13 protein-coding genes are annotated in these 13,768 nt (G+C 47.4%); 7 read left to right on the forward strand and 6 right to left on the reverse strand.

Going from position 1 to position 13,768, the window contains the following annotated elements; all coding sequences use genetic code 11:
- Positions 1–112, reverse strand: a 112-nt coding sequence (locus FEK66_RS26065) for a hypothetical protein (protein ID WP_240730951.1), incomplete at its 3' end; no start/stop codon positions are given.
- 594 nt (positions 113–706) lie between these two features.
- Here FEK66_RS26065 and FEK66_RS21810 point away from each other — a divergent pair.
- Positions 707–1,258, forward strand: a complete 552-nt coding sequence (locus FEK66_RS21810) for a tyrosine-type recombinase/integrase (RefSeq protein WP_130219595.1) — start codon at positions 707–709, stop codon at positions 1,256–1,258.
- Here FEK66_RS21810 and FEK66_RS21815 read toward each other — a convergent pair.
- Positions 1,255–2,097 carry a helix-turn-helix transcriptional regulator gene (locus FEK66_RS21815; protein ID WP_130210255.1) on the reverse strand — a complete coding sequence of 281 codons (843 nt, stop codon included), beginning with the start codon at positions 2,095–2,097 and terminating at the stop codon, positions 1,255–1,257. The two genes, FEK66_RS21810 and FEK66_RS21815, sit on opposite strands and share 4 nt — an antisense overlap.
- Positions 2,098–2,247: 150 nt before the next feature.
- On the opposite strand from FEK66_RS21815, the gene FEK66_RS21820 reads away from it, so the two are divergent.
- From FEK66_RS21820 to FEK66_RS21840, 5 genes are all read left to right on the forward strand, one after another.
- Entirely contained in the window at positions 2,248–2,910 is a 663-nt protein-coding gene (locus tag FEK66_RS21820; protein ID WP_135406619.1) for a tyrosine-type DNA invertase, read from the forward strand.
- Between the two features lie 366 nt (positions 2,911–3,276).
- On the forward strand, positions 3,277–3,741 hold the full coding sequence (locus FEK66_RS21825; protein ID WP_135492639.1) for a CaiF/GrlA family transcriptional regulator: 465 nt from the start codon (positions 3,277–3,279) through the stop codon (positions 3,739–3,741).
- On the forward strand, positions 3,738–4,355 hold the full coding sequence (locus tag FEK66_RS21830) for a LuxR C-terminal-related transcriptional regulator (RefSeq protein WP_135495293.1): 618 nt from the start codon (positions 3,738–3,740) through the stop codon (positions 4,353–4,355). The genes FEK66_RS21825 and FEK66_RS21830 overlap by 4 nt, the downstream gene beginning before the upstream one ends.
- A 321-nt stretch (positions 4,356–4,676) precedes the next feature.
- Positions 4,677–5,897, forward strand: coding sequence for an autotransporter strand-loop-strand O-heptosyltransferase (locus FEK66_RS21835; RefSeq protein WP_138211539.1), 1,221 nt, complete (start codon positions 4,677–4,679; stop codon positions 5,895–5,897).
- Positions 5,890–9,516: an autotransporter outer membrane beta-barrel domain-containing protein gene (locus tag FEK66_RS21840; RefSeq protein ID WP_135495294.1), complete on the forward strand. Its 3,627-nt coding sequence runs from the start codon at positions 5,890–5,892 to the stop codon at positions 9,514–9,516. Before FEK66_RS21835 ends, FEK66_RS21840 begins: the two co-directional genes overlap by 8 nt.
- Before the next feature lie 271 nt (positions 9,517–9,787).
- Here the strand turns inward: FEK66_RS21840 and FEK66_RS21850 are convergent, their stop codons facing one another.
- The 3 genes from FEK66_RS21850 to FEK66_RS21860 form a co-directional block, all read right to left on the reverse strand.
- Positions 9,788–10,156, reverse strand: a complete 369-nt coding sequence (locus FEK66_RS21850) for a helix-turn-helix domain-containing protein (RefSeq protein ID WP_135495295.1) — start codon at positions 10,154–10,156, stop codon at positions 9,788–9,790.
- 56 nt (positions 10,157–10,212) lie between these two features.
- Positions 10,213–10,464 carry a DUF1471 domain-containing protein gene (locus FEK66_RS21855; protein WP_135495332.1) on the reverse strand — a complete coding sequence of 84 codons (252 nt, stop codon included), beginning with the start codon at positions 10,462–10,464 and terminating at the stop codon, positions 10,213–10,215.
- Positions 10,465–10,589: 125 nt separating this feature from the next.
- Entirely contained in the window at positions 10,590–11,372 is a 783-nt protein-coding gene (locus FEK66_RS21860) for an SDR family oxidoreductase (RefSeq protein WP_135495296.1), read from the reverse strand.
- 148 nt (positions 11,373–11,520) lie between these two features.
- On the opposite strand from FEK66_RS21860, the gene FEK66_RS21865 reads away from it, so the two are divergent.
- Positions 11,521–12,414 (forward strand): LysR family transcriptional regulator, encoded by an 894-nt coding sequence (locus FEK66_RS21865; RefSeq protein ID WP_135406649.1) that lies wholly within the window; start codon positions 11,521–11,523, stop codon positions 12,412–12,414.
- A 232-nt stretch (positions 12,415–12,646) separates the two neighbouring features.
- Here FEK66_RS21865 and FEK66_RS21870 read toward each other — a convergent pair whose 3' ends face one another.
- Entirely contained in the window at positions 12,647–13,711 is a 1,065-nt protein-coding gene (locus FEK66_RS21870) for an alpha/beta fold hydrolase (protein WP_130260643.1), read from the reverse strand.
- Between the last annotated feature and the right edge of the window lie 57 nt (positions 13,712–13,768).

Here is a 13,768-nt window from a genome sequence, read left to right on the forward strand (position 1 = left end):
GCATTTCATGCAGCGGAAAATGTTTAGATTCAGCGATGGTGGAAATAGATTTTGTACCAAAACGTGAATCGAGTAGTTCCGACCTTAAATCCGTTACTTGCTTCTTATCCATTTCAAACTCCTTAAAATGATTGGATCGCAATAAAAAAGTAGGATTTATCGATAAAGTAAGCAAGCTCAATGGTCTGGGTTTTAAATAACAAAATCCTAATCTTGTTTGGTTTTTGACAATAATTGCATTATGTTTTTTTAAGTAAAAACAAAAGGATGAGCAATATACTAATGATAATTTCGATCTTTTTAGCGTTATTTTAATGTGTTTTTTTACCTGCCGTTATTATCACGTAAAAATTAGCCAATAAAATATCATTATTAGTTAGTGGTTAATTTTTGTTGAACGTTTTTAAAGATTATCGAATAAAAAAGATATAATTACCAGAATCCCCGCCAACATTGTTCGTGGGGTAAGTTGTTATTTCGGCAGTAATACTACGATACAGGTAACTGCGTGAAGGAGTTGTTGCCCTGGATGTAAGCTGATTTTTACCCTACGTGTCATATGGACGTTCACTTATTATCTTTGAAGGCCAGGCAAGATAACGTCAATACGGCGTTGGGGATCGTTTACACGCCAACTTCCGAAACTGATAAGTCTTCCTTTTAATTAATAGTGTAAAATTCAGGTATAACTCTGACAGGAGGAAATATGCGTAAATACATCACCAGCAGCGAATGGGCGCTTTTTTTTAATGCTATAACGGGTACGCGAAATGAAATCCGTGATAAAGCATTGCTACATATAACTTACATTCATGGACTTCGCGTCAGTGAGTTGATAGACCTTAGACTGGGAGATCTTGATATGACTGAAAAAATTGTTTTTATTAGGCGTCTGAAAAATGGATTATCAACTTCACATCCATTACAGCCAGAAACAATAGAATTATTGCAACGCTGGTTCCTGATTAGAAAAAGATACGCTAAAGGTAGTCAGGATGATTATCTTTTTCTGTCAAGCCATGGAAAAAAAATTTCCAGACAATGGATTTATAAACTCTGCGCACGATATAGTCAGCGTGCGGGTCTGAGAATTAAGGTTCATCCGCACATGTTGCGTCATGCCTGTGGTTATGCTCTTGCTAATCAGGGACTGGATACCCGTCTGATTCAGGATTATCTGGGTCACAGGAACATTCATCATACTGTACTGTATACGGCCAGTAATCCAGGTCGTTTTCATCGGGTCTGGCGCAGTTAAATTTTTACGCAAGGAGTGAGGAATTGCATATCCATAATATTTTTATTATCTGTTCTGTGAAATAGTGTATATATAGGTCCTCTTTTTAAAACACATTTATTAATACACAGCGCCCCCATGGCATCATATATATGAAAATCAAAAATCTCTTTGTATGTCCCAGTAAATTCCTGGCTGGCATATAAACCATCAGGAAGAAGTGTCTCTGGTAGGGAAAAACTGTTTATTTCTTTAAAAGTATAAATTAGTTCAGAATCTGTTTCTCTGGAGGGTATCATTTCACCTGAAATCATAAAATCAGACATTTCATTAACAGGATCATAAATTGATACTATGGACTGAAAAAGGTTACGGTTATAAATAAAATGATCGCCGCTCTGGGTATGGATAAAGTCCATTCCCAGATTCACAGGCATTTTAAGGTTTGGAACAGAAGGATGATTGCCCTCAGCTATCTCAATCATTCTGAATTTTGTGCACAGTGTGGTTCTGTACAATACGGGCTGGGCATACTGCATATCCCAGGCATCCGCATTGCGATACTGTACTGGTGACACCTTGAACTGTTGCCTGAAAGCACGGGAAAAAGCCTGGGGCGAACTGAACTCATACATTAGTGATATATCTGTTATCCGGCGACTGGTATGACGCAAAAGTAAAGCGGCAAGTGTTAGTTTTCTGCGACGTATGTATTGCGCCACACTGATCCCCGTTACATCCTGAAACAGTTTGTACAACCAGCGTTCTGAATAGCCTGAACGTTCAGCAAGAACTTTTACTGACAGTGAGCTGTTCAGATTCCCTTCGATAATTCCCGCCAGTTGCTGGATTAAATTCATTTGCTGTACCTGTGGGTCCATGCCAGTTGACTGTTCTTAAGAGCAATCGGTGTTTTATTCTGCTTTCCTGACTTTAGCACGTTTAGCCATAGCCTGATGGGGGCATCGTGTCACTCTTGACCGCTCTGTTTCATCTGACCGGAGCCATTAATGTCTTCCCGAAAATTTCTTACTCACCATGAAGTCAGCCTTTTGCTACAGGCGGTGCTGAAGGGGCGCCACCCGGAACGTGATGCCTGCATGATACTTCTTGCCTTTATCCACGGACTCAGGGTCAGCGAAATGCTTTCGTTACGTCTTGCTGATCTTGAGCTCGAGTCCCGAAAACTGTGCGTCCAGCGCCTGAAAAACGGCTTCAGCACTGTGCACCCCTTACTGACTGAAGAAGTACAATGTATCAGGAACTGGCTCAAAGCCCGGGAAACTATGAAATTACCTACAACAGAAGAAGAGAGGGACTGGCTGTTTATTTCCAGATCAGGGCGTCCGCTTACCCGTCAACGATTTTATAACTTGCTGGCTGAAGCAGGAAGAAATGCCGGGCTGGCTGTTGCTGTCCATCCACATATGCTGAGACATGGGTGTGGTTACGCGTTGGCTGATAACGGCATCGATACACGCCTGATTCAGGATTACCTGGGACACCGGAATATCCGGCATACGGTGATTTATACAGCTTCAAATTCGGCCCGCTTTGAACGGTTATGGAAGCCGTCAAAAAGGGCGAAAAAGCAACTTTTTGACCCAAACTGTAAACTGCCTGTATTGCGGTTGCAAATGTTAAAAAACACATGTTATGCAAACAACAATTAATTAAAGATCATTTGATTTAAATCAATAAAACCCCCGTATCAATTCCCTTCTGTAACAATATGGCATTGATGTCTGTCAGTTTTCTAAATTTTCCAAAACTCCATCAATAGTATAAATAGCCAAAAACATCACATAACTAAGAAAATAAAACCAGATAAAAGCAAAAATTTAGTTTTTTAATCCAATGTTGTCAAAATGGGTCATTTTGACAACAACAGATCCTCTTCTTGTGCACCTGTATTGCGCATTACTCAGCACTGATAACCCGACACAAGCGGCAACAGATGTCTGTTGTCATTATTGGGGGGAGGGATGTCAGTGCTTCTTAATTCATACTTCTGACGGAGAGATATTCAGGTGGCGGGTATGCCTGAGAGACGCAGACGAATAAAGAGACATTTTTTCTGTCCTGAGTGTGTTCAGGACATGCAGGCTCGACCACTGTATATCATCGTGACCTTCTGGGGGATGCGAACCGGCAGGTTACTGACAGTTGAGGCGGTCAGCCGGGAGTTTCATATACCCCAGAGAACAGCAAAAAATATTCTGTATTACATTGAGCACGAGGGACGAAACCATATCCGCAGCAGGCGCTTCATACAGAACGAACCGACAACGGGACGAAGACGCGCTCTGCGGATCCTGGATATACAGGATCCGCAGGAAATCCCGGCAAGTTCAGGGGCAGAACTGGATGTTCTGTTGGAACCTGTTGCCCCCGCAGCAAAGCAGTCACTCAGGCCACAGACAAAATTTCAGAAACTACGTCAGTGGATGGTATCGAGAAAACAGAATGAACAGGCTCCTCTGGAGCTGACAGAATACGGATGAAACAGATATTTTTGATGAGTCAGTGTCAGTACACCCGCCTCGGGCTTTTTGCAGTGATGGAAAGTGCCGGGCAACATGCTGTTCAGGTTATTTCCGTGGAAACACCGGAGCAGATTGTGTCGCATATTCTGTCTGATAGACACCTCCCCGGGAAACAGCGTGTCATTGTGGTAGATCTCACCTGCTATGAGTCATCAGTGACTGTGAGGGCGCTGTGGTTTTTGTGGAATCTGTCAGTCCTTTATTCTGAACGCCACGAACTGAGAGGGACTCCATGCATTTTATTTGGCTATCAGGGAGGGCTGAATAATATCAGATATCCTTTTACCTGGATTTCTCCGTCACAAAGCTTTCATCAATTGAAAAATATTTTTCTGCGCATTCTGGCCGTGCCTTCTCGCTATATAAGCAGTGGGTATAGATTTCAGCGTTTAAGTGCTAATGAGCGACATGTGATAAATGCACTTCTTGGCGGTGAAACTGTAAGTGATATTGCAAAGCGTATGCAGATACATTACAGCAATGTGTGTTACTACCGACAAAAGGCGATATTTAAAATCGGTCTGAGAAACCGGAATGATATTGCATGGATTATGAACAGGAAGTTTTTGTAAGCGCTGTAACAGTACGTACTGACCGGATACACTTCCGAAATTGATAAGTCTTTCCGCACGTAAACTGTAAACTAACTCCTGCGCGTAGCCGGAAGTAATGCAGAGAGCATTTCATCGGCAACGACTAAAGTCGTTTTAACCATAATGGAATGCGCGAGGTGTGACATCGTGAGAATATCATATGTGAACTCCTCTCTGCTATTACAGAAGAATATCAGAACCGTGCGATGGGTGTTACTCATCATAAGAAAGACACTTCAGTTATATTTTTAGCGTACTCATCGTGCTTTTCAACGCTTATATATTTTTGAAGGTGAAAATATGTCAACGCTGAAGAATACATTTTTTATCCCTCCGCCTGATACGCCAACGCAGGCAGGGCCTGAAAATATTTTTTATGACTTTAATGATGGTGCACGTGTATTGCTTCCTGAAGGGAAATGGCACGTGCGTCTGCTGGATGCGGATTCAGAAAATATTCTTTTCTGCTGCGATGTGGATAAAGGCTGGGTAACCAGCAGTAAGAAATATTTCGTGCGCTTTCGTATTCAGGTATTCCGTCAGGGGGAAGAAACGCCCCTGCTGGATGAAACACTGAAACTGAAAGACCGGCCTGTACTGATTTCATTCCCGACCGGTACGCTAGGCGATTTGCTCGGCTGGTTTCCTTATGCGGAACGCTTCCAGTCCCTGCATAAGTGCAGTCTGGAATGCACGATGGCGCAGGACATTATTGATCTGCTGGCGCCTCAGTATCCGCAGATACAGTTTTCCACGCCGGATAAGCCGCGCACGGTGGCGCCTTATGCCACGTATCGCGTGGGGCTTTATTTCGGTGGCGATACAAACAATCAGCCGGTGGATTTTCGCAAGGTCGGTTTCCACCGTTCTGCAGGCTACATTCTGGGCGTTGACCCGCGTGAAGCCCCCGTCCGGCTTGACCTGTCCGCGCCCCGGGTTATCCAGGAGCCTTATGTGTGCATCGCCACACAGTCCACCTGTCAGGCGAAATACTGGAACAACGGCACTGGCTGGAGTGAGGTCATCGCACACCTGAAATCACTGGGTTACCGGGTGCTGTGCATTGACCGGGACGCCCACTATGGCCAGGGCTTTGTCTGGAATCACATCCCGTGGGGAGCCGAAGACTTTACCGGCAAGCTACCGCTGCAGGAGAGGGTGAACCTGCTGCGGCATGCCAGTTTCTTCATCGGCCTGCCAAGCGGTCTGTCATGGCTGGCCTGGGCTACCCGTATTCCGGTGGTGCTGATAAGTGGCTTCAGCCTGCCCAACAGCGAATTTTATACCCCATGGCGGGTATTCAACTCCCATGGCTGTTATGGATGCTGGGACGATACATCGCTGAATTTTGACCACCACGATTTTTTGTGGTGCCCGAGACATAAGAATACTGACCGGCAATTTGAATGTACCCGGCTGATAACCGGCGCCCAGGTCAAGGGCGTCATCAATAAACTTCACCGTTCTTTAACTGAGCAGGGTGTTGAGGACACTCTGGAGAAAGGAGTAAGCAATGAATAAGGTTTATAACACTGTCTGGAATGAATCCACCGGGATGTGGGTGGTCACTTCAGAACTGACCCGTAAAGGAGGCCGGCGCCCCCGGCAAATCAAGCGTACCGCGCTGGCAGGGCTGATTGCCGGTTTGCTTTTGCCGTCACAGCCTGTACTGGCGGCCTATGAGAATCAGACCGTCAATAGAGGTTCAGAGCTGATAGTTTACAAGGGGAACAGTGCGATCAATACCACAGTTAATGATGGTGGTTCTATGCATGCTAATGGGAATGTCATTAGTGCAACTATTAACAGTGGCGGGATAATAGACATCACTTCAGGCGGCGTCGGTACCAACATCATCGTTGATGGAGGCAGATTGGCCGCCGGTGCTTCTTATAGAAGTGGCGGCACCGTTATTGACACCATTATCAATAATGGCGGGCAACTTGAGGTCTTAGGCCAAAACACTACCAATATGATTGCTGGTAGTGCCATCGGTACTACTATTTTTAATGGCTATATGTATGTCAAATCAGGAGGATCTGCTACCGACACTACAATCAATAGCGGCGGGATGATGTTTGTTGGTGACGGTAGGAAGGTATCTATAGCAATCAAAACCATGCTAAACGACGGAGCACTTTTTAGGGTAGCTTCGAATGGAAGTGCACAAGATACCTCCATTAACAGTGGTGGGGTTCAGATTGTAAGTTCTGGTGGTAGTACAACCAGCACCACGGTCCACAGCGGCGGTGTGCTTCAGGTGAACGCCGGTGGTTCTGCCTCGCTGGTTACCCAGAACAGCGGTGGGGCTATCGTGACCAATACCAGCGCTGTTATAGACGGGACTAACCAGAATGGCAGCTTCAGTATTGCCGCAGGCAGTGCCAGCAATATGTTGCTTGAGAATGGTGGTTCTCTCGCTGTACTCAATGGGCATCAGGCCACAGGTACCACTATTAACAGTGGTGGAGATATGATGGTCGAGGGCATCGCTACTGACACAACCATTAACAGCAATGGCTTACTGCATGTATCCAGCGGCGGTAGTGTCACTGGCACCATCGTTAATAACGGTGGCCGCGAGAATATCAATTCAGACGGCAGTGCTACGAGCACTACCCTTAATAGTGGTGGTATCCAGGCAGTCTCCAGCGGCGGTGTTGCCACGAGCACCCTCGTTAACAACGGAGGGAGCCAATATGTCTACAGCGGCGGCAATGCGTTGAACGCCTCTGTTAATGACGGTGGGCGTCAGTTTGTCTCCAAAGGCGGTATCGCCATTGCTACTTCTATTAATAGCGGAGGTCGCCAGTATGTACGTATCGGCGGCAGTGCCACGGACACCGTAATTAACAATACTGGGCGCCAGTTTATCTCCAGCGGCGGCAGTACCACTAACACTACAATTAATTCCGGTGGGGGGCAGTATCTCTACGGCGGAAATGCCACGAAAACTACTGTTAACAACGGCGGACGCCAGTACGTCTCCAGTGGCGGCAGTGCCACTGACACAATCGTTAACAGTGGTGGACGTCAGCATGTTTACATCGACGGTAATGTCACAGAAACGACTATTACAAGCGGCGGCATGCTACAGGTTGAGGCCGGAGGTTCAGCCTCTAAGGTTACCCAGAACAGTGGCGGGGCTGTTGTCACCAATACCAGTGCAGCCGTGAGTGGTACCAACGATAACGGCAGCTTCAGTATCGCTGGCGGCAGTGCAGCCAATATGCTGCTGGAAAATGGTGGATACCTGACGGTGTTTGACGGTCATCAGGCCAGCGATACGATGGTTGGCAGTGACGGTACGCTGGATGTCCGCAGCGGCGGTGTGCTCTACGGCACCACCACCCTGACTGATAAAGGGACGTTGGTCGGTGACGTAGTCACAAACGAAGGCAACCTGTATTACCTCAACAACAGTGCTGCGACTTTCGCAGGCACCCTGACGGGGACCGGTACCCTGACGCAGGAAGGCGGTAGCACCCGTTTCAGCGGCCTGTTGTCTCAGGACGGTGGGATTGTCCTTCAGAGTGGCGGGGCCATGACGATGGATGCCCTTAAGGCGAACGCTAATGTGACGACACAGTCAGGCACCACCCTGACGCTGGATAACGGGACCATCCTGACGGGGAATGTTGCGGGGGACAACACCGGTGCAGGTGACATGGCGGTTAAAGGTGCTTCTGTCTGGCATCTCGATGGTGACTCCACTGTCGGCGCATTAACGCTGGATAACGGGACCGTTGATTTCCGTCCGTCAACAACCACGCGCATGACGCCAGCCTTCCAGGCGGTATCGCTGGCGCTCGGGAGCCTATCGGGTAGCGGGACGTTCCGGATGAACACGGATATTGCATCACATACTGGAGATATGCTGAATGTCGTGGGCAATGCCAGCGGTAACTTTGTGCTGGATATCAAAAACACCGGTCTGGAGCCAGTATCTGCTGGAGCGCCGCTTCAGGTGGTGCAGACTGGTGGCGGTGATGCCGCTTTTACCCTGAAAGGCGGGAAAGTCGATGCCGGTACCTGGGAATACGGCCTGAGCAAGGAAAATACCAACTGGTATCTGAAGGCTGATACTCCGCCTCCGGTTACTCCGCCGACCAGCCCGGATGCTGGTAACAACCCGGATGCTAGTAACCCGGGCACAGGTAACCCGGATGCAGGTAATCCAGGTACAGGGAATCCGGATGCAGGTGTATCGTCTCCAGTGCGTCGCACAACAAAATCGGCCGACGCGGTACTGGGTATGGCGACCGCACCGGCATACGTCTTCAACAGCGAGCTGGATAATCTGCGTTTCCGCCATGGTGATGTGATGCAGAATACCCGTGCACCAGGGGGCGTATGGGGTCGTTATACCGGGTCAGACAACCGCATCAGCGGCGGGGCCAGCTCGGGCTATACCCTGACTCAGAACGGTTTCGAAACCGGCGCCGATATGGTCTTTGACCTGGGTAACAGCAGTTTAGCTGTAGGTACTTTCTTCTCTTACAGCGACAACAGCATTAAACATGCCCGTGGAGGAAAGAGTAAAGTCGACAGCACCGGTGGTGGCCTGTACGCAACCTGGTTTGATAATGACGGCTACTACGTGGACGGTGTGCTGAAATACAACCGCTTTGATAATGAGCTGCGTACCTGGATGAGTGACGGTACGGCGGTGAAAGGGGATTACAGCCAGAACGGTTTCGGCGGTAGCCTCGAAGCGGGCAGAACCTTCGGTCTGAATGAGAATGCATGGGCGCAGCCATACGTGCGGACAACGGCATTCAGGGCGGATGAGAAGGATATTCACCTGAATAACGGTATGAAGGCCAAAGTCGGTGCGACCAAATCCCTGCAGGCTGAGGCTGGCGTGAAACTGGGGATGACCCTTGACGTTGGAGGAAAAGAAGTCAAGCCGTACCTGTCGGCGGCGGTGAATCATGAATTTTCGGACAACAACAAAGTCCGTATCAATGACACCTATGACTTCAGGAACGACATCTCCGGGACGACCGGGAAATACGGACTGGGCGTCAGTGCGCAACTGACCCCAAATGCTGGCCTCTGGGCTGAGGCTCGTTATGAAAACGGTAAACAAACCGAGTCTCCGGTCACGGGCAGTGTCGGGTTCCGTTTTAATTTCTGAGACGTGTCCTGAACAGAGCAGGGATTAAACCATGCGCTGCGGGCGGAAGTTAAAAGGCTTCCGCCCGCGTTTAAATACTTGCTGCCAGAATTCGTAAAAAAACTCACGGCCTGTAGCGATGCAAACTGTGTGGACAATGAAGCTAAGCCAGATGGTCAATGTGATATCTGAGGGGATACAACAAGGGTAAACAGGTTTCCATGTCCATTAGAACTATTGGCTCAAAAGGTATTCATCTCTCGATGCAGAATAAATTACCATTTAAGTGATACTACGTAAGTGTGAAATTATTTAAAATGTTAATGTTTTTTATCCTTTCGGTGTTTCTATATTTTAATGGTGGCAATTTGTATTTTTTAGCGAAAATCCGAGTAAAGGTCTGTTGTGAATCGAACCCATATTTATAGGCGATGCTCATCATAGACTCATTAGTCTCGACAAGATCTTTAGCTGCAAGACTAAGTTTTTTATCTTTGATATATTTCCCAAGGCTAACTTTTTTTATCTGTACAAAAATCCGCTGAAGATGCCACTTAGAGTATCCAGCCCGCGTAGCAACATCGTCTATCTTCAGCGGTTTATGTATGTTTGAATCAATCCATTGAGTTACCTCATCGATAATATCTTCTGTTCTGGACATAAGACGACGCTAACTATAAGAGGGCTGTGACATATATTGTTCAAAATGCTAATTACTTACTTATAGATTTCAGCAACCCCGTGCAACCGGTTATTCCCCGTGGTTGACAGAATTTTGAATGATGTTGCTCCTTGATCATCAGCTTTACGAGAAAGCGCATTCGATAATTCATCAAGCGTCAGGGCATTACTGGCTGAGACTACACCAATCTTTTCTTTGCCATCTGCATGACGAATCTCCTCAGCAGCAGATGCAGTATTTACCGAAATGAATCCCATGAATAATGCAGTAATTAGTAGTGCTTTCATATCTGATACCTGTTTTAAACGATGTATTTGGAAGTTGACGAATATCAGAAGGAGCTTCCTCCTTCTTGATCTGTAAATATACAGTTCTAAGCTGTCATAAGACTGACTGTCATATGACAACGTTGTCAGATTTTTGAATTTTTTGAATACAGATTCAGGTCGTTAATAACGCACTCAGGTTCTTCAGTAAGGGGCATATTGTCTATATCGAAAACCCCATCATTTTTTTGGGGATTATCACTCTGCAGCTCTGCAAACAGAGGAGTGAGATCCTGCTGTGCTTCTCCTCGCTCTGCGACCAGTTCGAACGTTTTATTTTTTGCCGCATCATTGCTCAAGGCCGTTACCAGTACCCGGGCGATTTGTTCCCGGGAGATAACACCATCTTCCGGCGTTCCCGCATGGCGTTTATCCCCCTGAAGCATGACGATTCTGTGCTCATCATCATTGTTGTAATCAAACCAGCCGGGTCTGACGATAGTGTAGATATGCCCGCTGGCTCTGACCAGGCGTTCAGATCGTCTTTTCCAGTCATGAACTTCAGTACGTTGATTCCAGCTACTGAGCCGCTCAGTAACGCCAATCGTTGTCATCAGGGCGATGCGAATAGGTGTATCCATGAATATTCGCAAAATGTTACGTACACCGCCGTAATCTATCGCTCTGGCACCAATACGTCCCTGACCATCGGAGCCGAGTGTAAAAATGATGGCATCAATATCTTTCGGTAAATCGGTGAGTGTTTCAGGTATTGAAACATCGCCATAGAAAATATCTGTTCCACGAGGGAGTAACTTGATTTTCCGCCGATTCCTGATCAGAGCCACTGGCTGATGACCCATTGCAATAGCAGTATTCACAACATGAATACCAATGCTTCCTGTTGCGCCAGCAACGAGTATTTTCATGATAAACCTTCTGATAATTCAGCCTTATTTTTGATACAGCCAGAATATCAATTATCATTATTGCCAGTAATGAGGCTAAAATGATTGTGTCTATGAACGCCCTTCATGAATGCGCTTTGAAGGGAATGCTTCTACAAGGAAATCGTCAATGCTTAAAGAAAACTTCAACGAACTGCAAATCTTTCTTGTGGTGGCAAGAGAGCGAAGTTTTACCAAAGCAGCGAGCAAACTCGGCGTCTCTCAGTCTGCACTTAGCCATGCAATGAAGGCACTGGAGGAAAGGTTAAATATCCGTCTCTTAACCCGAACTACCCGTAGCGTGGCTCCCACGGAAGCAGGGGAGAGAATAATTGCCTGTCTTGAGCCACGTATAGATGAGCTTGAGCGCGAGCTGGAATCACTTATCCAACTGAATGGCACGCCCACCGGGAATATTCGTTTATCAGCCGGGGAACATGCTGCGCGCAGTCTGGTCTGGCCGAAGCTAAAACCGTTCCTCAGGGAATATCCCGAAATCAATGTCGAACTGGTGGTGGATAACGGTTTTGTCGATATTGTTGAAGGTCGTTTTGATGCCGGGATACGGCTGGGTGAAAGTGTGGATAAGGATATGATTGCAGTGCGAATTGGGCCGGATATGCGGATGGCCATGGTGGGATCGCCGGCGTATTTTGCTGCAAACCCTGCGCCTGAAACGCCTCACGAACTACAAAATCATCGCTGCATCAATATGCGTCTGCCAACTGCCGGTGGACTTTATCACTGGGAGTTTGAACGCGAAGGGAAACCGTTACGGGTCAGAGTTGATGGGCAACTGACGTTTAATTTGCTGCCAGAAAGAATTGATGCCGCATTATCAGGATTTGGTATCGCCTGTGTTCCCGAAGACGCGATTCAGGATTATGTAACGTCAGGCGAGCTTATTCAGGTTTTACAGGAGTGGTGTCCAACTTTTCCCGGATATTACCTTTACTATCCCAGCCGTAAGCAGCATCCGCCTGCTTTTGCGCTGTTGATTGATGCACTTCGCTACGCGGAATAACGTGTCCACATTTTGCTGTGGGCCTTGCGCGGGCATAATGACCTTTTTCACTGCACGCCTGTAAATACAGCGAAGGCCAGCGCTTCAGTAACGTTGAAAGCTTGATACAGCAGTGAACAGAGCAAACATCTTCGAGGCTCTGAATCTCCATCAGAAAAAGCTACACAATACGATGAGCGCCCACTGAAGGTTAGGCGCTCTATTAAACGTTTAAGGTGATCTTCTAAAATGGCTATTGCAGATTTTTCTCTTTCAAAAACCGACTCACCAAATCAGCGATCTGCACATTATTCAGGTCGGAAAACGGGAAGTGGGTATTACCTCTGATTCCAGCCTCAGGCAGATGCGTCACCGTCACATCCCCACCATGCTTGTTAACCACGTCACGCCACTTACGCGCCATTGCCAGCCGTACTCGCCAGCTGTCCTGTGCGGGCATGGCTACAGGTTTATCCGGTATGTTATCGCCGTAAATAATCAAAATCGGGATTTTAGTCAGCGCCATAAACTGTTCCATTGGCACGGATTCACCCTTCAGCGTGTCGAACGCACTAGGCATAGGGGCAGGGAGTTCTTTTTCCGGGAACACAAAACCGCTGCCTGGCTCGAAGGCGACAATGGCTTTGACCTTGTTGTTTTTCATCGCGGTATACCAGCCTGGTCCACCCCCCTGAGAGTGAGTAAAGAGGATTGCCGGGCCTGATTTATCCACTACGGCAGACATCGCATCAGAGATGACATTGACATCAAATGGCCCTGTATTCGGAGTCATCTGGCGGAAATACTGATTTAGTGCCTCTTTGTCGTGGGAAAACTGGACGCCTTTAAAATACTCTGGCCACACGCCAACACGGAACTGGTTAAACCACATCTGCTCATCAGGTTTTGGTGTAACCGTACCTTCTACAGTGGTACGTCCGGCATCACCCCGACGCGGCTGATCGACAATATACGTGGAGAATCCGCGGCGCAGGAATATGTTCTGGAACCCTTCTCGACCATCCGGCGTACTTTCCCAGGTACGAGAAGACTGGCCCGCGCCATGCAGCATAACTATGGGATATTTATGCGGATTCTCCGGTATTTGATAGAACACCGACGCATGATCGCCATGATAAGTTTGACCTGCAGAGTCCAGCGGCTTTTTCGCATCAAATGTTCCCGGGGCGGTGATGATGGTGCCTCCGGCAGAAAAACTTCCTTGCTCCTGAATGACCAATGGTTCGGCGTATACAGACTGCGCCCCCAGGCCTCCTGCCATCATGCAGATGGCCAGCATTTTTAAGACCGTTTTCAAAATCACATCCTCTGTTATGGTTGCCGTTTAATCATATCTGAGTTGCCAGCATTAATT

This window comes from Escherichia sp. E1130 (assembly GCF_005781065.1).
Lineage (GTDB): Bacteria > Pseudomonadota > Gammaproteobacteria > Enterobacterales > Enterobacteriaceae > Escherichia.

Excerpts from the sequence above, each read along its gene's own strand:
- FEK66_RS21810 (WP_130219595.1), top strand. The coding sequence starts at position 707 with ATGCGTAAATACATCACCAGCAGCGAATGGGCGCTTTTTTTTAATGCT.
- FEK66_RS21815 (WP_130210255.1), bottom strand. The coding sequence starts at position 2,097 with ATGAATTTAATCCAGCAACTGGCGGGAATTATCGAAGGGAATCTGAAC.
- FEK66_RS21820 (WP_135406619.1), top strand. The coding sequence starts at position 2,248 with ATGTCTTCCCGAAAATTTCTTACTCACCATGAAGTCAGCCTTTTGCTA.
- FEK66_RS21825 (WP_135492639.1), top strand. The coding sequence starts at position 3,277 with ATGCCTGAGAGACGCAGACGAATAAAGAGACATTTTTTCTGTCCTGAG.
- FEK66_RS21830 (WP_135495293.1), top strand. The coding sequence starts at position 3,738 with ATGAAACAGATATTTTTGATGAGTCAGTGTCAGTACACCCGCCTCGGG.
- FEK66_RS21835 (WP_138211539.1), top strand. The coding sequence starts at position 4,677 with ATGTCAACGCTGAAGAATACATTTTTTATCCCTCCGCCTGATACGCCA.
- FEK66_RS21840 (WP_135495294.1), top strand. The coding sequence starts at position 5,890 with ATGAATAAGGTTTATAACACTGTCTGGAATGAATCCACCGGGATGTGG.
- FEK66_RS21850 (WP_135495295.1), bottom strand. The coding sequence starts at position 10,156 with ATGTCCAGAACAGAAGATATTATCGATGAGGTAACTCAATGGATTGAT.
- FEK66_RS21855 (WP_135495332.1), bottom strand. The coding sequence starts at position 10,464 with ATGAAAGCACTACTAATTACTGCATTATTCATGGGATTCATTTCGGTA.
- FEK66_RS21860 (WP_135495296.1), bottom strand. The coding sequence starts at position 11,372 with ATGAAAATACTCGTTGCTGGCGCAACAGGAAGCATTGGTATTCATGTT.
- FEK66_RS21865 (WP_135406649.1), top strand. The coding sequence starts at position 11,521 with ATGCTTAAAGAAAACTTCAACGAACTGCAAATCTTTCTTGTGGTGGCA.